Raw genomic sequence first — 21,515 nt, 5'->3', positions numbered from 1 at the left:
CCCATGACCGACGTCTCCGGCACCACCCTGTGGCACACGTTCTCGGTGCGCGACGCCGACGCCATGATGGCGTGGCTGCGCGCCATCGGCTTCACCGAGCACGCGACCTACCGCGACGAGCAGGTCGCCTCCGTCGTCGTGCACGCCGAGTGGGCGTGGCCGGGCGGCGGCGGCATCATGTTCGGCACCGACCGCGAGGACAGCGCCATCACCGGCACCGGGCCGGCGGCGGCGTACCTCGTCACCCCCGACCCGGACGCGGTCCTCGATGCGGCCGTCGCCGCCGGGGCCACCGTGGTGCGACCCATGGTCGAGCACGACTACGGGGGGCGCGGGGGCAGCGTGACCGACCCGGAGGGCAACCACTGGTCCTTCGGGACCTACCAGCCCGCCTGACGTCGACGGGCGAGACGCGGCGCGGACGCCCCGGCGGGCTGGCCTAGGCTCCTCCCCGTGGCAGTGAGGGCAGTGCGTGGGGCGACCCAGCTCGAGGAGGACACCCGCGAGCACATGCTCGACCGGGTGGCCGAGCTCGTGACCGACGTGATGGCGGCCAACGACCTCGAGGTGGACGACTTCATCTCGATCATCTTCACCGCGACCAGCGACCTCACCAGCGAGTTCCCGGCGTACGCCGCCCGCCAGCTCGGCTTCTCCGACGTCCCGCTCGTGTGTGCGCGCGAGCTGGAGATCGAGGGGTCGATGCCGCGGGTCGTGCGGCTGATGGCGCACGTCGAGACCGACCTGCCGCGGGCCGACGTCACCCACGTCTACCTGCACGGTGCGGCCAACCTCCGCCGCGACCTGAGCCGGACGACCAGCCATGACTGACGACGCCCTGCCGGCCCTCGTCGGGCCGGTCGAGGTCGTCGGCGCCGGACTGATCGGCGCGTCGGTCGCCCTCGTCTGCCGCCGGCTCGGCCTCGACGTCGTCCTCCGCGACACCTCCGTCGAGCACCTCCGCACCGCCCACGGGCTCGGCGCCGGCCGGGCAGCGACGCCCGACGACCGGCCGCAGCTGGTCGTCGTGGCCGTGCCGCCGGCCGCCGTGGCGGAGGCCGTCGTCGACGCGCTGCACCGCACCGACGCGGTCGTCACCGACGTCGGCAGCGTCAAGGCCGCGCCGCTCGCGTCGGTCGCCGCGCGCGTGGGCCCGGGGGAGCTGGCCCGCTACGTCGGCTCGCACCCGATGGCGGGCAGTGAGCGCTCCGGGCCGCTGGCCGCCAGTGCCGCGCTGTTCGACGGCCGTCCGTGGGCCGTGACGCCGCACGCGGCGGCCGACCCCGACGCCGTCGGCCTGGTCGAGTCCCTCGTCCTCGAGTGCGGGGCAGCGCCGATCCGCATGTCGCCGGAGGAGCACGACCGCGCCGTCGCGCGCATCTCGCACCTGCCGCACCTGGCCGCGGTGCTGGTCGCCGGCCGGCTGGCCGCCGCGCCGGCCGAGCACCTGGCGCTGTCGGGCCAGGGGGTGCGTGACGTGACCCGCGTGGCGGCGAGCGACCCCGCCCTGTGGCAGCAGATCCTCGAGGCCAACGCGTCGGCCGTGCTCGACCTGCTCGCGGAGGTCCGCACCGACCTGGACGCCCTGATGACAGCGGTCGCCGCACCGTCCGCCGAGTCCGGTCCCGTCACGGGGACCGGGCCGGACCTGGTCGAGATCCTGGCCCGCGGCAACGCCGGCACGGCCGCGATCCCCGGCAAGCACGGCGGCCCGGCGCGGCCGACGCGCTCGGTCTTCGTCGCGGTCCCCGACCACCCGGGCGAGCTCGCCCGCCTCTTCGGCGACGCCGGCGAGATCGGGGTCAACATCGAGGACGTCCACATCGACCACGACCCGGCACGGCCCGTCGGTCTCACCGAGCTGGTCGTCGACCGCGTCAGCGCCGATCGGCTGCTCGCGGCTCTCGAGTCCCGCGGCTGGACGACCCACCGGTAATCTTCTCGCCCGTGACTCCTGCCGACAGCACCTCCCTCGATGGGGACCGTCTCGTCATCGCCGTCGACGGCACCTCCGGCTCGGGGAAGTCGAGCACGTCGCGCGGCGTGGCCGCCCGCCTCGGGCTGCGCTACCTCGACACGGGTGCGATGTTCCGCGCGATGACCTGGTGGCTGCTCCGGGAGGGCGTCGACGTACGGGACGTGGCCGCCGTGGCGGCCGCCGCCGGACGCCCGCGCATCGAGTCGGGCACCGACCCGGTGGCCCCCACCATCACCGTCGACGGCGCCGACGTCTCGATCGAGATCCGCCGCGACGAGGTCAACGCCGCCGTCAGCCCGGTGAGCGCGGTGCCGGAGGTCCGCGCGCGGCTGCTCGAGCTGCAGCGCGAGGTCATCGGCGACGGAGGGATCGTGGTCGAGGGTCGCGACATCGGCTCGGTGGTCTGGCCGCAGGCGGGGGTCAAGGTCTACCTGAGCGCTGACCCGGACGCGCGCGCCCAGCGGCGTACGGCGGAGCAGGGCGGCACCGACGTGGCCAGCACGCAGCAGTCGCTGCTCGAGCGGGACCGCATCGACTCCGGCCGCGCCACCGCCCCGCTGACCATGGCCGAGGGCGCCGTCCACGTCGACAGCACCCACCTCACCCTCGCCGAGGTGATCGACACGATCGTCGACCTGGCCGCCCGCGCGGGAGCCGAGGTCGCACCGGAGGCCCGGGAGGGCTCGTGACGGGGACCGAGGTCCCCGCTGACCTGCCGCGCAGCAGCGAGCAGCACCCCGCCACCCGGCTGCTGCGCGCGCTGCGGCCGCCCGCCGGCTGGCTCGTACGTCGCCGCTGGCGGGTGCGGGTCCACGGGGACGACCGCGTGCCGCCGCGCGGCGGCGTGATCCTCGCCGCCAACCACGTCGGGATCATCGACGGCCCGCTCCTGGCGGTCCTCGCGCCGCGGCCGGTGCACGCGCTGACCAAGCTGGAGATGTTCGAGGGCCGGCTCGGCGGGTTCCTGCGCCGGACCGGGCAGGTGCCGCTGGACCGCTACCACCCCGACCCCGGTGCCGTCCGCTCGTGCCTGCGGGTCCTGCGGGACGGGGGAGTGGTCGGCATCTTCCCGGAGGGCACGCGCGGCGACGGGGAGCTGCACCGGTTCCACCACGGCGCCGCCTACCTCGCCCTCGTCTCGGGGGCGCCGGTCGTGCCGGTCACGATGATCGGCACCCGCCCGCCGGGCGGCGGCAGCAACGCCCTGCCCGAGCGCGGGGGAGCGATCGACGTCGTCTTCGGACGGCCGTGGCACACGACACAGCAGCCCTGGCCGCGCACCCGGGAACAGGTGGGTGCCACGTCGGTGTTGTTGAGGGGACACATGCTGTCCGAGCTGGACAGCGCCCTCTCGCAGACGCGCCGATCCTTGCCCGGGCCCCTTCCTGCGGGACAATCCGAGGACGACCCCGACACCGGGCTCGTCGAGCACCGTAGAGAGCTGTGATCACGCATGAGTGAGTACGACACCGTCGCCGTCGAGGCCGAGTCCGGCCCGACGCCCGTCCTGGCCGTGGTGGGCCGTCCCAACGTGGGCAAGTCCACCCTCGTCAACCGGATCATCGGTCGGCGCGAGGCCGTGGTGGAGGACCGCCCGGGCGTGACCCGCGACCGCGTCTCCTACGACGCCAACTGGAACGGACGCGCCTTCACCGTCGTCGACACCGGCGGCTGGGACCCCGACGCGCGCGGGCTGGCCGAGCGGATCGCCGGCCAGGCCGAGGTGGCGGTCTCGCTGGCCGACGCCGTGCTGTTCGTCGTCGACGCGACCGTCGGGATCACCGACGCCGACGAGGCCGTCGTACGCATCCTGCGGGCGTCCGGCAAGCCGGTCGTGCTGGCCGCCAACAAGGTCGACGACCAGCGCACCGAGGCCGAGGCCTACGGGCTGTGGAACCTCGGGCTGGGGGAGCCGTGGCCCGTCTCCGCGCTGCACGGTCGTGGCTCGGGAGACATGCTCGACGCGATCCTGGAGGCGCTGCCGGAGACCCCCGCCGAGTCGTTCGAGGAGGTGGGCGGCCCGCGGCGCATCGCGATCGTCGGCAAGCCCAACGTCGGCAAGTCCTCGCTGCTCAACATGCTCGCCCAGGAGGACCGGGTCGTCGTCGACAACGCGGCCGGCACCACCGTCGACCCCGTCGACGAGCTGATCACCCTCGGCGAGCGCACCTGGCGCTTCATCGACACCGCCGGCATCCGCAAGCGCGTCAACCAGGCCTCGGGCCACGAGTACTACGCCTCCCTGCGCACCACGACCGCGATCGACCGGGCCGAGGTCGCCGTGCTGGTGCTCGACGCCAGCGAGACGGTCTCCGAGCAGGACATGCGCATCATCCAGACGATCCGCGACGCCGGTCGGGCGATGGTGATCGCGTTCAACAAGTGGGACCTCGTCGACGAGGAGCGCCGCTACTACCTCGAGCGCGAGATCGAGCGCGACCTCGTGCAGCTGAAGTGGGCGCCGCGGATCAACTTCACCGCCCGCACCGGCTGGCACGTCGACCGGCTCGTGCCGGCGATCGACAAGGCGCTCGAGGGCTGGGAGACGCGCATCGGCACCGGTGCGCTCAACACCTTCCTCGGCCGCCTCGTCGCCGAGCACCCGCACCCGGTGCGCAGCGGCAAGCAGCCCAAGATCCTCTTCGCGACCCAGCCGTCCACGGCTCCGCCGACCTTCGTGCTGTTCACCAGCGGCAAGCTCGACGCGGCCTACGAGCGCTTCATCGAGCGCCGGCTGCGCGAGGAGTTCGGCTTCGTCGGCACGCCGATCGTGATCAACCAGAAGCCGCGCGAGAAGCGCAAGCGCTGAGGCGTGGGGGGCGGCGCTAGGGCGTGAGCCCGGCCTCGACCAGCCATTCCAGCGGGTCGACCGGGTCCGCGCCGTCGGGTCGCACCTCCAGGTGGAGGTGCGGACCGGTGGAGTTGCCGGTCGAGCCGACGGTGCCGATGGCCTCGGCGACGTCGACGAGCTGGCCGACCTGCACCGAGACGTCGGTCTGGTGGCAGTACCAGACCTCGGTGCCGTCGGGCAGCGTGAGGATCGTGCGCAGCCCGTAGGGGCCGGCGTACGCGACGTCGGTGACCTCTCCGGCCGCGACCGCGACGAGCGGCTCGCCCGCCGAGGCGCTGAAGTCCTGGCCGCCGTGCTCGGCCTCCCAGAGGGGTCCGGTCAGTCCGAAGCCGGCCGAGAGGCCGTACGACGCCAGCGGCAGCACCACGCGCGCCGCGTCGGGGTCGCCGACATAGCCGTAGGTCGCGAGCACGGCCTGGCGACCCAGCAGTGCCCGGTCGCGCGCGTCGGCCTGGCGGTTGAGCGTAGCCAGCGTCTGCTGCCGTTCGCGGACCTGCCGGGCGAGGTCGAGCGCGGCGCTCCGCGGGGCCGCCACCTCGCGCACCACCGTCTCGGGAGCGACGGCGTCGGCCCGGGGCGCGGTGAGGCTGAGCCCCGCGGCCGCGGCGACGACGGCGACCACGAGGCCGGCACGGCGCAGAAGGTGTGACACGGAGGCTCCCCACAGGTTGAGGACCCATGGTCCGTCGCCTGTGCCTGCGGCAGGTGCCGATCGCCGCGGAATGACCCGGTCGGGCCATGTGAACCCCCCGAACGTGCGCAACGAGCGCGGTTGCGGACGCACGTGGGCGGGTCGATTCCGTGCGTCCGCAGGGGCTGCGGTAGTGTTCCCCTCGCTCCGCAGGCCTCGTGCCGGGGAGCATTCGGGCTGTGGCGCAGCTTGGTAGCGCACTTGACTGGGGGTCAAGGGGTCGCAGGTTCAAATCCTGTCAGCCCGACCGAGAAGTGGCCTCTGACCTGCGGAAACGCAGGTCGGGGGCCACTGTCGTACGTGAACCATTTCGGCTGATCCCGCCTCAACTCACCGAAAACCTGCGCGGGGCACACGTGCCGAACCAGCGGCCCGGTAGCTCGCCCTGTCGGGCGTGAGAGTCGGCCAGCCCGGCGCCCCCCGGTCGGTGATGTCATGCGCTTCGACCGGCCCTGTCTACCGGCCCGAGCGCCGGGCGGGGACTGCACAAGCCGATCAAGGGGTACCTCCCGGCCATGTCTGACCCAACCCTGCCCGAGCTGATGGCAGATGCCGCGCGCGAGCTTCAGAGCAGCATGAGCAAGAGCGACGACTTGATGGACACGGCCACTCAGCTGGCGGTACGAGACATCGACGGTTGCGATGCGGCGGCGCTGCTGATCGTGCGAGGCAGCGGGGTGATCGAGAACCTTTCGGCAACCGGGGATGGCGCCAAGCGCGTCGATGAGATCGAGGTCGAGCTGAAGGAGGGGCCGTGCTGGGACGCGATCAAGGAGACGCAGACCGTCTACATTCCCGACCTGGCGAATGCCCCTCGGTGGCCGACCTGGGCTCCGAAGGTGGTGGAGGAGACCGGGTTCAAGAGCGTCCTGGCGTTCCAGCTGTTCACCGACGAGGACAACGTGGGCGCACTCAACCTCTTCTCGCGCACCGCCGACGGGTTCGGGACGGAGGACCACGAGTATGGACTCGCCCTGTCCGCCCACGTCTCGGTGGCAATCAGAGCTGCCCAGCAGATCGAGACCCTCTCCGTGGCGTTGGACACACGGAGCACGATCGCGCGCGCCCAGGGCATCCTCATGGAGCGCTTCTCACTCGAAGAGCCCGCCGCATTCGCGGTACTCGTCAGGCTCTCTTCGCACCTCAACCGCAAGGTGCGCGACGTTGCTGCCGAGATTGTGCAGACCCGCCAGCTGCCTGGCTGACGACAAAGTCCCAGCAGCGCGACCCGCAGCTCGAGGTGGCACCAGGGCGCCTGGGCATCGCCCCCGGCGCGTCGCTGCCCAGGCGCTCCGGCGCCCGAGAACAGCGTCACGACCGCGCGATGAGTGGGGGCATCCGATCTGCCGACGAGTGCTCGTGTCCGCTTTGATCCTGGGGGTGTCACGCGGAACGCGTTCAGCGCGCCCTGTGGCTGTGCTAGGTCGACGGGGTTTGGGGAAGCAGTCCGGTGGACCGCAACTCGCCCCCCGCGGCGGTGGGCCAGTGGCGCGGGGGGGGGGGGGGGGGGGGGGGGGTAGAGGGCGGGGTGTTCCCAGACCTCGTCGAGATCAGGGGACCGTCACCCAGGTCGTGCTGCAACCGGTCGGCAGCGACCGTTGGTCGCTGGTGTCGGCGGCGGTCTCGATCACCTTGCGGTGGAAAGCGGTGGAGCGCACGCGCCGCGTCTCAGCGTCGGTGCGGACGTGAGTCACGCCTCGGTGGGGATGGTTCGGGCGCTTGCGGGTACGACACCATCAAGTCACTCGGCCGGCCATGGACGCTCGCTTGGCGAGGCTCGGGGGGTCCAGAGCAGCGGCTCCCCGAGCCGCCACCACCAGCGCGATGCACGGGCGGCCGGTCACGCGCCCGGCCGTGCTGGGGTTGGGATCGATGGCTTCGTGGCGATCTCGTTCGCCGCACATCGGACCTCGGTCTGGCGTTCACACCGTCAGTACGGCTGTTTCAGCTTGACGAGTCTCCGCTGAATGGTCGAGCACCCGGCAGGGCAATCGTGAATCTTGCCCCCTGCTTGCCCGGCGTGTAGAGCACCGTCCCTTGGTTGGCCGTGGCGAGGGTGCGGACGATGTAGAGACCGAGCCCGGATCCGGCGCCCGGGGGCCGGGCGCTCATCCCGGCGTGGCTGAACCGTCGGAATAGGCGCGCGGTGACCTCAGGGGGCACTCCCGGTCCGTCATCTCGGACGGTGATGAGCACACGACTACCTGCTGGGGATGCGGTGAGCGTCACCTCGCTGGCGGCGTACCGCAGCGCGTTACCGACGAGGTTGGTGAGCATCTGTGTGAGGTGGCTGGGCTGTACCCGGCAGTACAGGTCACTGGGGCAATCGACGACCAGCTTGGCGGCCGTCCCCTCGACGTCTGCCGCTGCGCGGAGGTAGGGCAGCACGTCTGCCGTGACCGGTTCGGCTCGAATGACGTGCGCGTCTGCGGCTGCGGTGGCGAGGAGGTCGTCGCGGAGATCGCTGAGCCGCTGCGCCTGCTTCAGGATTGTCCGGAGCCGACGTTCCAGAGCGGTCCCGTCCACGTGCGCGGACGGTCGAGGTGACGTCTCGGTCAGTTCATCGAGCGCGAATTCCGCTGAAGCGACGATGACCGTCAGCGGTCCGGCGACGTCGTGACCCAGCATGGCTATCGCGTCTGATTGGACGTCGGAGAGGGCGGCGTCCCGGGAAGATGCCGTGGTGGGAGCGATCGCGGAGTCGGCTTGTTGGGTGACGACGCCAACCCATTCGGTGTTGCCAGCTTCGTCGCGCCGGGGCTGAGAGTTGACGACGACGGCCACCTCGCGACCGTCGGTTCGCATGATGCGGCCCTCCCACCGCATGGGCTGCAGGGTGCGCAGAGAGTGCTGGCCCGCTTCGTTGAAGCGCCGTTGATCGTGGCTGTGCACGGCTTGGTGCATCAGGGTGACGTCCGCCATGGCCTCCTCGGCGGTGAAGCCGTAGAGGTCAGTGCAGGCCTGAGATACGAAAGGGAATGACGGCGTGCCGTCGGCGTCAACGCGGAACGCATAGACGGTTCCGCGCAACTGGGCCAGCTCGCGGGTCTCCCAGGCCTCGTCGGTGCTCGACGAGGAATGGGGGAAAGAAGTCACTGGACTAGGCCTGTTCTTGCTCGATTGGGCGGACTGCAGAACGTACCCAGATTCATCCCCTCGATTCGTGCGGTCCCGGCGCAGGAAAGATCGCACGATGACCATGGAGCCAGACAGCACGGCTGCGTCCGGCGTTCGCGGTCCTCCGGCGGTGCTTACCCGAGTTCCGTGCCAGACCCTCTGGAACCGCGACTGCGCGGCGGCGCCTGTCGCACGTACGGCCGAGCGCGTTGGCCGAGACGCCGCGTGTCCGGACGACGGGCCGATGCTCCGCCGTTGGCGTACCGGGGTGCGGCCCGACGCGTGTGACCCGTCCGAGCCGAGCCCGGTCAGTCGAGTGCGGCGACCAGCTGCGCCTTCGACATACGGTAGTAGCCCGAAGCCCCTTGCTTCGTCGCCTCTGCACGCAGCTGGACCACCGTCCGCCCATCGGTGTCGGAGGCCGGCCCGGTGGTCGCCCTCGCCCCCGTCGACGATTCAGTCTCGCCTTGAGCGGACGTTGTGAACTCCGCCGGCAGGCGGCGAAGTGACGCACCCCTTCGAGCTCACTCATCGCGGCAGATCGGGGCGGTTACCACCGCGCGCTCATCCGCCACCGGTGACGATGGCAGCCGAGCCGACATCAGGTGGCAACTCGTCGTCCTTGATCGCCCCACAACGACGGCACTCGCGGTAACGCTCGCCATCATCGTTGGTCCTGTCAGACCAGTCGTGCTTGCCGACACGGCACAAGACGCTCTTCAAACGGCATACCTCCTGCTTCAAGCATCAGCGTGCGCGCATCCGAGAAAGCGGTCAACCGCCCGCCTCCTGCGCTCATATGGGGCTACCTGTCCCACGAGAGACGGGACAGAGAACGGACGAGGTGGCGCACGCATGTCGGCAGATCCGCGCACTCCCATCGCGGTAGATCCGGTTGTTCGACTCGTCCGTGTCGCGTATGCACCATCTTGCATCCGGGCGTCGCACCTGCCCCGGGCTCTCACGGTTGCTGGGGCGACCTTAGTTTCGTCGAGACGTTGATCGTGGCATGACCGCGTTGCCATCCGACCGTGTAAGCGATGCGGTGGTCGGCAATCACGATGCGGCCATGTCGGGTTGGGGTGATGCCGACGATGATCTCTTCCGGAGGGTCGGCGCGCAGGTGCAGTGTCGACCCGATGGCTGGGCGAGTCCTTGAGCAGTAGTGGTCGACATCGCGGTCTCGTCCCCCGAACATGAAGCCTCCTACGCCCTCGTCTGCCAGCACCTCCGTGTTCAGCACGCAGATCAGGTAGTCCACGGCTGCGCCAGAGGTGTCCGTCTGGATGCGCGGTGCGAGCCCGGTGATGACCACCTCCTCGGCGCCATCGGACTGGGAGTGGACTAGCGAGGTCCAGAAAGTCTGACCAGGGTCTCGGGAGGACTCGAAACCGTAGCCACCAGCAAGGATCTGCGGTGGGTGAGCGCCCCACCATCCGGCCGCGCCGAGGGCGACCGCGACAGCGGCCATCAACATCGTGGTCACCACGCGGCGTCGTGACCACCGCGTTGGGACCGGCTCGGGGACCGATGTCAACGGAGGTGGAAAGGGGACGACCATCGCTCGGAAGCATAGGCCTTGGTAGCGGCCCAGACTTGCGTTTCCACCACGGCTGGGCCTCGACCAGCACGTCATTACTTCTGCGCACTCACCGCGGCATGAGCGGATGACTCGGGTCTTGGGACCTAGGGGCTTTGATCACGGGTTCTCGTGGCTGAGTCAGGGGAGATCCCGATGGTCAGGTGTCGGTCCATCGCCCACCGTTGATGAATGGTCAACCCGCCACCAGGCAGCACTCCCAGCCTCAGCCGCCTCCCTGGCCTCGACATGGCTCGTTTCCTCGCCGTTGCCGGAATGGTCCTGGTGCATGCACGCGATGTCCTAGCGCAGGACGCGGCGGGTTCGGCGGCGCTCTGGCTGGAGATCTCCCAGAGCATCGCCACGAACCGAGCACGGTTGCTCTTCTTCCTACTCGCCGGTGTGGGGGTCGCTCTCATGTCCCGCCGTCAGGGGGCCGGTGCAGGGGTGCTTCTGCGTCGGGCGCTGTTCCTCGCGCTGCTCGGAACCGGGCTCGCGTTAGTTGGCTGGGGCGATCTGATTCTCGTGTTCTACGGCGTCTTGTTCGTCGTTGCGGTGCTGCTAATGCGGCTCGACAGTCGGTCCTTGTTGGCCATCGCGGCGGTCGTGGCCGCAGCAGGTGTCCTGCGCTTGGCAGCTAGTCCGTTCGCAGACGACACCTTGACCAACGTCCTGCTTCTCGTCGGGGAAATGGTCCCCCTGCTCTGCATCGGGCTAGTCATCGGTCGAGCAGACCTTACGAACGATGCGTACCTGGTCAGGTTGGGCGCCGTCGGCGCACTCATGGCCCTGCCAGCACTGGCCTTTCTTGCCCACACGGGTGCGTGGGACATCACTGAGGTCGAGGGTCGCGTCGAGCCAGCGGCGGCGCTCGTATCGACCATGGGACTTTCCGTTGTCGTTCTTGCATTGTGTCTTCGGATCGTGCCGCGCAAGGCGGGTTGGTGGTCGCCTCTAGTCGCAGCCGGCGGTATGCCGCTGACGGCCTACGTAGGCCACGCGCTGCTGTTCACTGTGCTGGCCCGCACAGCTGACTGGGACCTTGGAACAGCTACAGGCGTCGCAGCCGGCTACTTGGCCGTTCTCGCGCTAGTGGCTGGTCCGTGGCGCACGTGGCGGGGAAGCGGCCCCATCGAGGCCCTCATGCGCCGTGTCAGCAGACCCACCCCACCAGGGCTCATCAACGATGCCAGGATGAAGCCGGTCGAGTGAGGTTGCGTCTACGAGTGCCTCGTGCTGGCCGATCGGCAGAACTGGGCGCTCATCGCGGCAGATCCGGACACTCGGCCGTCGTGCCTGCCAGACTCTGGCCCATGTGGGTGGACAGCAACGGCGTGCTTCATACCGTCGGGTTGCCAGACCCAGCTGACGTCATGACCGGCGAGTTTCGACGGGGCGTTGATGCCCTACTCGCCGCCGAGCGAGAGCGCCTGTCCGACATGGTTGACGAAGTCCAGACGCGGCTTCTGGAGATGGACTGGTCACACTTGCGCTCAGAGTGTGATGTCGAGTCGACACCCCCGCCGAACCTGCTCCATGGCGCAGTTCAGACCTCGGACGACGTCTCGGACGCAATCGAAAGGGTTCAGGAGCGGTGGCGCTTGGACGTAGCCCTCGCTCTTGAGGACTACATCGACTGAACTCGGGAGCCGTCCGCACATCGGCAGATCCGGGCGTTTGAGATGGTGCGAGAAGGAGCCTCCCTATCGGCCGCCGAGCAAAATCGAATAGCGGCGCTCCGACCTACGGGAAGTCGGACGCTCGTCCTCCAGCGCCCCGCCGTTCCGCTCGATGACCCTCCTGGAAGCTACGTTGGCGCTGTCGCATGTGACCAGCACCCGATCCAGTCCGAGTTCACGCGCGATGGGAAGGGCCTCGCGCAAAGCCCACGTCGCGATCCCGCGCCCACGAGCGGAGGGACGAATCCCGTAGCCGATGTGTGCTGCGGTTTCTTGCAGAGCGTCATTCAAGTAGTGCCGCACCTGGATGGCCCCTGCATACGCTCCGTCCTCAACGACCCACAAGTTGGTCGCGTGCACACGTCCCGTCGGCGACGGCACGCCATGATCTGCCTCAGCGCGCAGGCGCTCTGTCCAGACACGGAAGCCCTCAACAGAGTCAACCGTGTCAATAACAGTCAGACCAGAGTTGGACTGAGGAACGCCCTTGCCCCACTCGTCTCTGGACTCAAGCCAAGACTCGCGGAAGCTCGGTGACGGCACCACCAGTTCCAGCATGCGCCCCCCAAGTCTGTGTTGCCCGTGTCGCTACACATCTTTCAACAAGGTCGTCGGCACATCCGGTCATCGGCAGATCCGGTCGATCGGATCGCGGCAGATCCGGGCGAGCGTAGCCGCCCTCAACGCGGCAGATGCGGTCGTGTTCGATCACGGAGCCGCCGTCACACAGTTTGCAAAATCCGATCGTGACTCGCGTGCTGTGGTCCGAGTGCTCGCTCGTGGCGCCGGTTGTTTCGCTGGGCGATGCGGTTGCCGGACGCGAAGCATTCGAGTGCGTCGGCGATGGCGCTCTTTACAACGTTGTAGGTGGACCGCATGCTGACAGGATGACTCGGATCTCGCGGCTGGCGCACGCCGTCGCCCCCCTCGTCCTGACGTCGCTCCTGGTCTCCTTCGCGCCACCGGCGTCGACGGCGCCGATGCTGACCGCGGCCCAGGTGTCTGCGCCGGCCGAGCCCGGCTCGTACCAGAACCCGCTAGCGCCGACAATTGCTTCTGGTGGCTCCGTGGACAACTGCGCCGATCCTGTCGTGCTGCGGGGACAGGGGAGGGACCGCGGCACGTGGTTCATGTACTGCACGACCGACCCCCTCAATGACTCCGAGACCGCGGACGGCTCGCCGGTGTTCCACCCGATCCCGATGCTGCGGAGCACGGACCTCGTCAGCTGGGAGTACGTCGGCGACGCCCTGCCTCAGAAGCCGTCCTGGGCGGCGCCGGAGGCCGCCATGTGGGCGCCGGACCTGGTCTACTCGAAGACCAAGAAGCGCTACTACCTGACCTTCGTGGTCACCGACACGACCACCGAGGTGAGCGGCGAGGCGGGCTGCGGCGGTGACAGCGCCCTCGGCGTCGCGGTCAGCCGCAACCCCACCGGGCCGTGGAAGGTCAGCGAGAAGCCGCTGGTCGACCCCCGGCGCGCCGGCCCCGGGTGCGACTTCTACTGGACGTACGACCCCGACGTGCTCGGTGACAGCGTCGGCTCGCGCAGCGTCCTCTACTACGGCAGCTACTACGGCGGTGTGTTCGCGCAGGCGGTGACGCTGACCGGCAACGGAATGGTCACCACGGGCCCGGAACGCTCCATCGCCGCCGGCACCGATGAGAAGCCGAAGCTCGACCCGGTCCAGCAGCAGCGCGCCGCAGCCGCGCAGTTGCGCGGCCCGGCCGGCCGGCAGATCGTGATCGGCAACCGCTACGAGGGCAGCAACGTCGTCAGGTACGGCGACTGGTACTACTACTTCGGCTCCGCGACGAATTGCTGCAACGGCCCGCTGACCGGCTACAGCGTGCTCACGGCACGCTCGGCGAGCCCGATGGGACCGTTCCTCGACCGCGAGGGCAATTCGCTGCTCGCCGGCCGGGTCGGGGGCACGCCCGCGTTGAGCATGAACGGCAATCGCTGGGTCGGCACCGGGCACAACTCCACGTTCCAGGACGCGGCGGGGCAGTGGTGGATGGCCTACCACGCGGTCGACCGGTTCGAGCCGTACTTCGCGGGCACCACGAGCTTCACCAAGCGGCCGGCCCTGCTGGACCCCGTGGACTGGGAGGGCGGCTGGCCGATGGTGCGGGCCGGTCGCTGGGCCTCTGACGAGCCCATGCCGGCGCCCGCGGCGCAGGACGGCCAGGCGTCGACGTACACGCCGGACCCTGTCCCGCCGCACGTCCCCGGCGCGCTGCTGGCGCAGTACTCCGACGAGTTCGACGCTCAGGAGCTCGCCGGCTGGCAGTGGGTGCGCGGCGACGCGGCGTCGGCGCGGCTGGAGAGAGGGAGGTTCGCCTTCGACGTGCAGGACGCGGACCTGTACGTCGACAGCAACACAGCCTCGGTGCTGACGCGACCGGCACCGCCCGGGGACTACGTGGTGGAGACCAAGGTCGCCTTCGACGTCCCGCCGGAGGGTTGTCCCCCGGAGGCGGGCGCCGATGGCCTGGACTGCTACAACTTCGTGCAGGCGGGCCTGGTGGTCTACGGCTCCGACGACGCGTTCCTCAAGCTCACCCACGCGTCCCTGTGGGAGACCCGGCAGACCGAGTTCGCCAAGGAGGTCCCGAGCGCTCCGGCCGGACAGCCGCGTTACGGCAACACCGTCGTGGGCGCCCCGGGCGACGAGACGTGGCTGCGGATCGTCCGCGAGGCGGGCGCCGGCAGCGACGGCGCGGACCGGTTCACGGCGTACACCAGCCAGGACGGTGTCCGCTGGGTGCGCGGCGGGGCCTGGACCCACAGCGAGCTCGGCCCAGACCCGCAGATCGGCCTGGTGTCGATGGGCGGACCGGAAGACCTCACCGCCCGCTTCGACTACGTGCGCACCTGGTCCCTGGCCGACTGAGACGACGCAGGGGCCCCCGCGGGCCCCGCTCCCGGGCAGCGATCGGTGTAGCTGTCGTAGGCGACACCCCGGCGGATCTCGGCCAGCCTCGCCGCCCCTGAGCATCGGAGAGACCAGTCGCGCGACGGCGTGCGGGACGCCCGGATCTGCCGATGTCCGGATGCCCATTGGCGGGTCACGCCACGCTGTGTACGCGCATTCTGACTGCCTTGACGTAGCCGTCGACGCAACGCACCTGAGCTAACACCCGGCCCCCGTCCTGCACGGTGGCGTGGCGGGCAAGAGCGGCCGGTACGGGTTGCGTTGAGGGCGTGACGCGGACCTTGATCTGCGCACCGATGTAGGACGTGGGTCCAGAGGCGACACTCATGAGGACTCGGTAAGGCGGCTGGTAGCCCCCGGTTGGCTCGCTCGCCAAGGCCCACCCTCGGTCCTCGTAGTGACTGAAGGAGACATCATGCGGATCGTCGTCCTGGGTGCCACCGGCCGCACCGGCCGCCCTCTGGTCGAAGAGCTGCTCCGGCGAGGCCACACCGTGGTCGCGCTCGTCCGGGACCCGGTGCGGCTGGGCGACGTGGCGCAACGCGTCGACGTCGTGCGTGGTGACAGCCGCAGCGCGGCCGACCTCGACCGTCTGGTCACCGGAGCCGACGCCGTCGTGTCGGCGTTGGGGCCGACCGTCAAGGAAGCATCGCTCCACACCGACACCGCCACGGCGCTCGTCGGGGCCATGCAGCGCGCCGGAGTACGTCGCTTCGTCGGCGTCAGCGGTGCGGGCATCGACGTGCCGGGTGACCAGAAGTCGTTGTCCGCCCGGATGATCTCGAAGGCGATCCAGACCTTCGCTGGCGACGTCATCAAGGACAAGCCGGCCGAGTACGAGGTCTACGCCGCCAGCAACCTGGACTGGACGCTCGTCCGCACGCCGCGCCTGGTCGACGGGGCGGCGACAGGGAGGCTGGAGCACTTCGCACACCGCTCCACGCGGTCGACCCAGGTGGTCCGAGCCGATCTCGCAGCCTTCGTGGCCGACGTCATCGATCAGGGGTCCTACGTCCGGCAGGCGCCGTTCTTCGCCACTGCGAAGTGAAGCCGCCCTGCAACCGATGTGGTCGCTGAGCGGCCGGGTGGTCCGGGACCCCTGCCGCCCGGAGGGATCACGGAGACGACCGCGATGGCTGCGTCGTCGTCCTCGATGAGGTCGATCCTGGGCTGGCAGGCGAGCTCCGGTCCGTCGCCGGGTCCCGCAGCCGGACGTCGCTGGGAGCGTGGCACAGCCACGCCGGGGGCAGTGGGGAGAGCATCGCCCCGCGAACTGTGTGCGGGGGAGGGGTCAGGGGCACCCGCCGTTCGACTCGTCTGTCGTGACGGCCGGTCCAGGACCGACCTCCCCCTCCTGACCCCCACCGCCGGGGAGGCCGACCGCGCGTACTGCGCCTGCTGTATGCCGCATCGGCACCGTCCGCCTAGAGTCGCGGCATGAGTCGCGGCGCGTCCCAGGTGGCCGGCTACCGCGATTGGCTTCGGCGGCACCCGACGACGTCGGACGCCGCATTCGCGCTGCTGGTCAACGTCACCGCTCTGATCCCGTACGCCGCGCGCCCCGACGCCGCCGACGTCGACCTCGAGCTCACCACGGTGGCCCTCATCAGCCTCACGGCCGGTAGCCTGTTGCTCGTCCTGCGACGACAGGCTCCGTGGCCGGTGTGGCTGCTCACCACGGCAGTCGGACTCGTGGCCGTCGTGGATGCCGGCGGCACCACCCCTGCCTTCCTGCCCGCGTGCGTGGCGCTCTACACCGTCGCGGTCACCAGCCCGACTGGGAGGGCCGCCGCAGCCGGGGTCGTGTCCGCGTTGGCCCCAGGGGTCGCGCTGCTGGGACTGGGCTCGGTCAACGTGATCGATGCTCTGGCCTACGGCATGACGCCGTGGAGCGGACTGGCGACCATGTCGGGCATCGCGGTGCGCAACCAGCGTGCGATGGTCGCCGCCGCGCACGAGCGGGCCCGTCAGGCCGAGGCGACGCGTGAGGAGGAGGCGCAGCGCCGCGTCGCCGAGGAGAGGCTGCGGATCGCCCGCGAGCTTCACGACGTGGTGGCCCACCACGTGGCGGTGGTCAACGTGCAGGCAGGGCTCGCGCGACACCTGCTGCGAGCCGACCCCGACGCCGCGGCCGAGGCGATGGGCCACGTGCGCGAGGCCAGCCAGACCATCCTCGACGAGGTCCCCGGCCTGCTCGGCCTGCTCCGCTCCACGGAGGACGAGCTGGAGACCGCCCCCGCCCCGCGCCTCGGGGACGTCGGCGGTCTGGTCGAGCGGGCCCGCCGCTCGGGGCTGTTAGTGACCTGGGAGACCACGGGCACCCCGCTGGAGCTGCCACCGGCCACCGACCTCACGGCGTACCGCGTCGTCCAGGAGGGCCTCACCAACGCCCTGCGGCACGGCAGCGGGAAGGCCCGGCTGATGCTCAAGTGGGACGCCGGAGGCTGCCACCTCGAGGTCCGCAACCCGGTGCAGCGGCCGTCCACCGAGAGCCAGGGGGCCCGGCACGGGCTGATCGGGATGCGCGAGCGCGTAGCGGCGGTCGGCGGCACCTTGACGGCAGGCCGCGAGGGCGACGAGTGGGTCGTCCGGGCGCGGCTGCTCGCGGGGGTGACCGCGTGAGCGAGGCGACGACGCGCGTCCTGGTCGCCGACGACCAGCGGCTGATCCGCGCCGGCTTCGTCGGGTTGGTCGCCAGCGCGCCCGATCTCGAGGTCGTCGGTGAGGCCGTCGACGGAGCGGACGCCGTCCGCCAGGCTCGTGCCGCGCGCCCCGACGTCGTCCTCATGGACATCCGGATGCCCGGCACGGACGGTCTCTCGGCCACTGAGCTGATCACCGGCGACCCCGACCTGGCCGACGTCAAGGTGCTGGTCCTCACTACCTTCGAGGCCGACGAGTACGTGGTCGCCGCCCTGCGTGCGGGGGCGAGCGGCTTCCTCGGCAAGGGCGTCGAGCCGGAAGACCTGGTGGCGGCGATCCGCGTGGTCGCCGCGGGGGAGTCGCTCCTTTCGCCGCGCGCCACCAGCGCCCTGATCGGCCGCTTCCTCTCCCAGCCGCGCGACGGCGACACGGTCGACACCTCCCTCGACGTGCTCACCGAGCGCGAGCGGGAGGTCGTCGCCCTGGTGGCGCGCGGGCTCAGCAACGACGACATCGCGGGACGCCTGTTCGTCTCCCCGTTCACAGCCAAGACCCACGTCAACCGGGCGATGGCCAAGCTCGGCGCCCGTGACCGGGCCCAGCTGGTCGTGCACGCCTACCAGTCCGGCCTGGTCCGCGCCGGCGACTGACCGGCCAGGCCCTCAAGTCGCCGGAGCGGCAGCAGGCATCGGCCTACCGCAGGTGCAGTACGCCGAGAAGCCTGCACCCGGACGACGACGAGCACGACCCTGCCACGGGAGCGTGGAGTCATACCCCACCACCCGGAGGAGCACACCATGATCGAGCTGAACCAGCTCACCAAGACCTATGGCGAGACGCTGGCTGTCGACGCCGTCACGTTCACCGTCCGCCCCGGTGTCGTCACCGGCTTCCTCGGCCCGAACGGCGCCGGGAAGTCGACCACGATGCGGATGATCCTGGGCCTGGACCGGCCGACGGCCGGCACCGCCCTTGTCAACGGCCACCCCTATGCCGAGGCGGCCGCGCCCATGGGCGAGCTGGGCGCGCTGCTCGACGCCAAGGCCGTCGACCGCAACCGCAGCGCACGCAACCACCTGCTGGCCCTCGGAGCCACAGTGGGCATCGGCGCCCGGCGCGTCGACCACGTGCTCGAGTCGGTCGGTCTCTCGGAGGTGGCCAGCAGGGCGGCCGGGTCGTTCTCGCTCGGCATGGGACAGCGGCTCGGCATCGCTTCGGCACTGCTGGCCGACCCCGGCGTGCTGATCCTCGACGAGCCCGTGAACGGCCTCGACCTCGACGGGATCCAGTGGATCCGCTCCCTGCTCACCGAGCTCGCCGCCGAGGGCCGCACCGTGCTGTTGTCCTCTCACCTCATGAGCGAGATGCAGCTGGTCGCTGACCATCTGGTGATCATCGGCCGCGGCCGCATCCTGGCCGACACCCCCCTGCAGGACTTCATCGACAGATCGTCCACCGGCGCCGTCGTGGTCGCCTCGCCCGAGGCCTCCCGGCTCGCCGGACTGCTCGCGGGCGAGGGCGTCACCCTCACCTCGCGCGAGGCCAGTCGCTTCGAGGTCCGCGGACTCGACGCCGCGGCCATCGGCGAGGTCGCCAGCCGCCACGGCGTCACCCTGCACGAGCTCTCGAGCTCCGCGGCGTCCTTGGAGACTGCCTATCTCGCGCTCACCCGCGACGCGGTCGAGTACGCCGGCACGACCCAGCAGACCAGCCACCAGTCCACCGACCAGCCCGGAGAGGCAGCCTGATGAGCACCACGACCGCACACCCCACCCCGAGCGGGTCCCCCGCCTCGCCGCCCCGGCCTGCCATCGCGAAGCCCGTCACCCTGGGCCGCGTCATGCGCTCGGAGTGGATCAAGCTTCGCAGCCTGCGCGGCACATGGATCTTCCTGCTCGCGATCGTCGTCGTCCTCGCGGGCTTTGGTGCCATCGCCGCCGCCGTGTCCAGCGGCTCCGTGAGCACCCCCGACAACGGCGGCCCGCAATTCGGCGGCGACGACCCGCTGTCGACCGTCCTCACCGGCGCCACCTTCGCCACCCTCCTGGTCGGCGTCCTCGGCGCCTTGGCCGGCGCCCGTGAGCACGCGTCGAGGATGATCACCGCCACCATGGCGGCCACCCCGCGCCGATGGCCGGTCGTCGTGGCCAAGGCGGGCGTGCTCTCCATGCTCGTACTGCCCGCTGCTGCCATCGGCACCATCGGTGCCTTCGGCCTCGGGATGGGCGTACTCGCCGCGAACGACGCGGCCACCGTCGGCCTGGGCGATGACGGGGTGCTCCGCTCCCTGGTCGGCATGGCCCTCTACCTCACCGCCGTCGCCCTCATCGGCCTGGGACTCGGGCTCTTGATGCGGAGTGTCGCCGCCAGCATCGGCACCCTCGCCGCCGGTGTCCTGATCGTGCCGGCCCTCGCCGGCGCGCTGCTCCCCGAGAGCTGGGACGGCGTCCTGCAGCTACTGCCCACCAACGCCGCTGCCGGCTTCACCGCCGTCCAGGCCTCGACCGACCAGGTCCTGGGGCCGGTCACCGGTGCGCTCGTCCTGGCCGCCTGGGTGGTCGTCATCCTGGGTGGAGCCACCTTGTCAACCGTGCGACGCGACGTCTGAGCCGCTCGGCGCCACACGGACCATAGGACCGGGCGTTGGACGAAGCGGACCACGTGTCCGTTCTCGACCGGCGCCCGGTTTCCCATGGAAACGCGCAGCGGGCTGCGGCGCTCGCACCCCGGGCGCCAGCCCCGGTCCCACTGCCCGCCGACAACGCGCCCAGCCCCTTGGCACGCGGGGCCACCAGTTACCGGAGCTACCGGAGCTGCCGGCCAACGTCCACCACACCACCGACGGCGAACGAGCCGTCGAACACTCCCTGTGGGACCCGCCGGAGAAGTGCATGAACGCCACCGGCCGCATGTCCGACATGGACGGAAGCTCGACGACACCCCGCAGATCGCGGAACCCGACTCCCGCTTGCAGGCGCTCGTCTACACGGCCAGCTCGCGACGAGCGAGTCGCCAGCAGAACCGCAAAGCCCCCGTGGTGCCACGTCGGTCGTCTCTGCTCATCCGAGTGAGGCCCATTGGCCGCGACACCAAAGACGTCGCTTATCAGGGCGCCGCCGAACTCGTGATGGGCCGGCTGCACGCCCAGGCCGGGCATGGCGACCGGCCGCCTTTGACTCAAGGGCACGATCAAGCGAGCGATCAAGCTCGACTGGTCCTCGAGGCTCGAGGCCTCGTCCCGATGGCCCCGGCGGTCGCGCCGGGGCCCTGTCTGCGCCGTGGATCCGGCCAGTGCGGCCGCTCACGCGACCGCGAGGGCGCCACGTGGGTGGTGCTTGTCCGCCACCGTCGACTTCTACGGCTGGATCAACGCGGAGCACGTCTCGAGTGCCTTGCGCACCTTCTGCTCGGACTGGTCCAGCTCGGTGACGGCCTCGAGCGTCGCCTCGACCTCCACGCCGTTCTCGTCCATGCAATCGGCGAACGCGTCCAGGGCGGACTGGTCGACCTCCGGTGCGCCTGCGCCGCCCGGACCGCCTGAGGGCGCCAGGCTGGCGCACGCTCGCATCGCCTCCTGCATCTCGGGGTTGAGACTGGGCATCGTGCCCTCGGACGGTGCCTCAGTCGGCTGCTCGGAGGGCAGCTCGACCCCCTGCTCCTCGAGGCATGCGGTGAACTCCTCGGAGATCTCCGGAGTCTCGCCGGACGCCGCCGGCGAGCTCGCGGACGAGCTGGCGTCGCCTGACTCGGTGGTGCTCGCGCTGTCGGACCCGCACCCGGCTGCGAAGAGGACGACCATGAGAAGAAGTGCACTCGCGCGAGACAGGGCGCGAGCTCGGTTGCGATGGGACATTGGTCCTCCGTGGATGACGTCGTGGCAGTCGAGTGGTCCATCCGGTGCGCGCTCGGCCACCGCGAGAGCGAACACGAGCGCCACACCGGATGGCTCGACCAGAGAAACACCCAGTACTGGAAGCCTCCTGACTTCACGCTGGCAGTTGCCTGGGAGACCACGCACTGGGCCGAATCACGCATTGG

At 70.5% G+C, this 21,515-nt stretch carries 20 protein-coding genes and 1 tRNA gene; 16 read left to right on the top strand and 5 right to left on the bottom strand.

Annotation, left to right across the window (positions count from 1 at the left end; all coding sequences use genetic code 11):
* Positions 1–3: 3 nt before the first annotated feature.
* The 6 genes from SHK17_RS11240 to der are packed head-to-tail and all read left to right on the top strand — an operon-like array spanning position 4 to position 4,787.
* The gene (locus SHK17_RS11240; RefSeq protein WP_322919254.1) at positions 4–396 is read left to right on the top strand and encodes a VOC family protein; all 393 of its coding nucleotides are present in this window, start codon (positions 4–6) and stop codon (positions 394–396) included.
* Between the two features lie 57 nt (positions 397–453).
* Positions 454–831: a chorismate mutase gene (aroH, locus tag SHK17_RS11235; RefSeq protein ID WP_172271786.1), complete on the top strand. Its 378-nt coding sequence runs from the start codon at positions 454–456 to the stop codon at positions 829–831.
* The gene (locus SHK17_RS11230; RefSeq protein WP_322919253.1) at positions 824–1,936 is read left to right on the top strand and encodes a prephenate dehydrogenase; all 1,113 of its coding nucleotides are present in this window, start codon (positions 824–826) and stop codon (positions 1,934–1,936) included. The genes aroH and SHK17_RS11230 overlap by 8 nt, the downstream gene beginning before the upstream one ends.
* An 11-nt stretch (positions 1,937–1,947) precedes the next feature.
* Positions 1,948–2,667 carry a (d)CMP kinase gene (cmk, locus tag SHK17_RS11225; protein ID WP_322919252.1) on the top strand — a complete coding sequence of 240 codons (720 nt, stop codon included), beginning with the start codon at positions 1,948–1,950 and terminating at the stop codon, positions 2,665–2,667.
* Entirely contained in the window at positions 2,664–3,425 is a 762-nt protein-coding gene (locus SHK17_RS11220) for a 1-acyl-sn-glycerol-3-phosphate acyltransferase (protein ID WP_172271792.1), read from the top strand. Before cmk ends, SHK17_RS11220 begins: the two co-directional genes overlap by 4 nt.
* 6 nt (positions 3,426–3,431) lie before the next feature.
* Entirely contained in the window at positions 3,432–4,787 is a 1,356-nt protein-coding gene (gene der, locus SHK17_RS11215; protein WP_172271794.1) for a ribosome biogenesis GTPase Der, read from the top strand.
* Between the two features lie 16 nt (positions 4,788–4,803).
* Here der and SHK17_RS11210 read toward each other — a convergent pair whose 3' ends face one another.
* Positions 4,804–5,481 carry a M23 family metallopeptidase gene (locus SHK17_RS11210; RefSeq protein ID WP_322919251.1) on the bottom strand — a complete coding sequence of 226 codons (678 nt, stop codon included), beginning with the start codon at positions 5,479–5,481 and terminating at the stop codon, positions 4,804–4,806.
* A gap of 212 nt (positions 5,482–5,693) precedes the next feature.
* Between SHK17_RS11210 and SHK17_RS11205 the strand changes: the two genes are divergently transcribed.
* Together SHK17_RS11205 and SHK17_RS11200 are read left to right on the top strand one after the other, a co-directional pair.
* Positions 5,694–5,767, top strand: a tRNA-Pro gene (locus SHK17_RS11205).
* Between the two features lie 268 nt (positions 5,768–6,035).
* Positions 6,036–6,725, top strand: a complete 690-nt coding sequence (locus SHK17_RS11200; protein ID WP_172271798.1) for a GAF and ANTAR domain-containing protein — start codon at positions 6,036–6,038, stop codon at positions 6,723–6,725.
* Positions 6,726–7,464: 739 nt separating this feature from the next.
* On the opposite strand, the gene SHK17_RS11195 is transcribed toward SHK17_RS11200, so the two are convergent.
* Both SHK17_RS11195 and SHK17_RS11190 read right to left on the bottom strand, forming a co-directional pair.
* On the bottom strand, positions 7,465–8,616 hold the full coding sequence (locus SHK17_RS11195; RefSeq protein ID WP_172271808.1) for an ATP-binding protein: 1,152 nt from the start codon (positions 8,614–8,616) through the stop codon (positions 7,465–7,467).
* 982 nt (positions 8,617–9,598) lie between these two features.
* The gene (locus SHK17_RS11190; RefSeq protein WP_172271810.1) at positions 9,599–10,126 is read right to left on the bottom strand and encodes a hypothetical protein; all 528 of its coding nucleotides are present in this window, start codon (positions 10,124–10,126) and stop codon (positions 9,599–9,601) included.
* A gap of 282 nt (positions 10,127–10,408) precedes the next feature.
* Between SHK17_RS11190 and SHK17_RS11185 the strand changes: the two genes are divergently transcribed.
* The gene (locus tag SHK17_RS11185; RefSeq protein ID WP_301539528.1) at positions 10,409–11,428 is read left to right on the top strand and encodes a DUF418 domain-containing protein; all 1,020 of its coding nucleotides are present in this window, start codon (positions 10,409–10,411) and stop codon (positions 11,426–11,428) included.
* Between the two features lie 101 nt (positions 11,429–11,529).
* Positions 11,530–11,856 (top strand): hypothetical protein, encoded by a 327-nt coding sequence (locus tag SHK17_RS11180; protein ID WP_172271814.1) that lies wholly within the window; start codon positions 11,530–11,532, stop codon positions 11,854–11,856.
* 63 nt (positions 11,857–11,919) lie between these two features.
* Here the strand turns inward: SHK17_RS11180 and SHK17_RS11175 are convergent, their stop codons facing one another.
* The gene (locus SHK17_RS11175) at positions 11,920–12,453 is read right to left on the bottom strand and encodes a GNAT family N-acetyltransferase (protein ID WP_172271816.1); all 534 of its coding nucleotides are present in this window, start codon (positions 12,451–12,453) and stop codon (positions 11,920–11,922) included.
* A gap of 329 nt (positions 12,454–12,782) precedes the next feature.
* Between SHK17_RS11175 and SHK17_RS11170 the strand changes: the two genes are divergently transcribed.
* The 6 genes from SHK17_RS11170 (at position 12,783) to SHK17_RS11145 (ending at position 20,085) form a co-directional block, all read left to right on the top strand.
* On the top strand, positions 12,783–14,792 hold the full coding sequence (locus tag SHK17_RS11170) for a family 43 glycosylhydrolase (RefSeq protein ID WP_322919248.1): 2,010 nt from the start codon (positions 12,783–12,785) through the stop codon (positions 14,790–14,792).
* Positions 14,793–15,249: 457 nt separating this feature from the next.
* Positions 15,250–15,882 (top strand): NAD(P)-dependent oxidoreductase, encoded by a 633-nt coding sequence (locus tag SHK17_RS11165; RefSeq protein WP_322919246.1) that lies wholly within the window; start codon positions 15,250–15,252, stop codon positions 15,880–15,882.
* A 389-nt stretch (positions 15,883–16,271) separates the two neighbouring features.
* Positions 16,272–17,456, top strand: a complete 1,185-nt coding sequence (locus SHK17_RS11160) for a sensor histidine kinase (RefSeq protein ID WP_322919244.1) — start codon at positions 16,272–16,274, stop codon at positions 17,454–17,456.
* On the top strand, positions 17,453–18,127 hold the full coding sequence (locus SHK17_RS11155) for a response regulator transcription factor (protein WP_322424393.1): 675 nt from the start codon (positions 17,453–17,455) through the stop codon (positions 18,125–18,127). The genes SHK17_RS11160 and SHK17_RS11155 overlap by 4 nt, the downstream gene beginning before the upstream one ends.
* A 147-nt stretch (positions 18,128–18,274) precedes the next feature.
* A complete protein-coding gene (locus tag SHK17_RS11150) occupies positions 18,275–19,225 on the top strand; it encodes an ABC transporter ATP-binding protein (RefSeq protein WP_322919242.1) in 951 nt (316 codons plus the stop codon).
* Positions 19,225–20,085 carry a hypothetical protein gene (locus SHK17_RS11145; RefSeq protein WP_322424391.1) on the top strand — a complete coding sequence of 287 codons (861 nt, stop codon included), beginning with the start codon at positions 19,225–19,227 and terminating at the stop codon, positions 20,083–20,085. The genes SHK17_RS11150 and SHK17_RS11145 overlap by 1 nt, the downstream gene beginning before the upstream one ends.
* A gap of 747 nt (positions 20,086–20,832) precedes the next feature.
* Here the strand turns inward: SHK17_RS11145 and SHK17_RS11140 are convergent.
* Positions 20,833–21,276, bottom strand: coding sequence for a hypothetical protein (locus SHK17_RS11140; protein WP_322424390.1), 444 nt, complete (start codon positions 21,274–21,276; stop codon positions 20,833–20,835).
* Positions 21,277–21,515: the final 239 nt, after the last annotated feature.

The sequence above is a fragment of the Nocardioides renjunii genome (assembly GCF_034661175.1).
Lineage (GTDB): Bacteria > Actinomycetota > Actinomycetes > Propionibacteriales > Nocardioidaceae > Nocardioides > Nocardioides renjunii.
The sequence above is the reverse complement of the archived record's forward strand: the minus strand, read 5'-3'. Positions and strand labels throughout refer to the sequence as shown.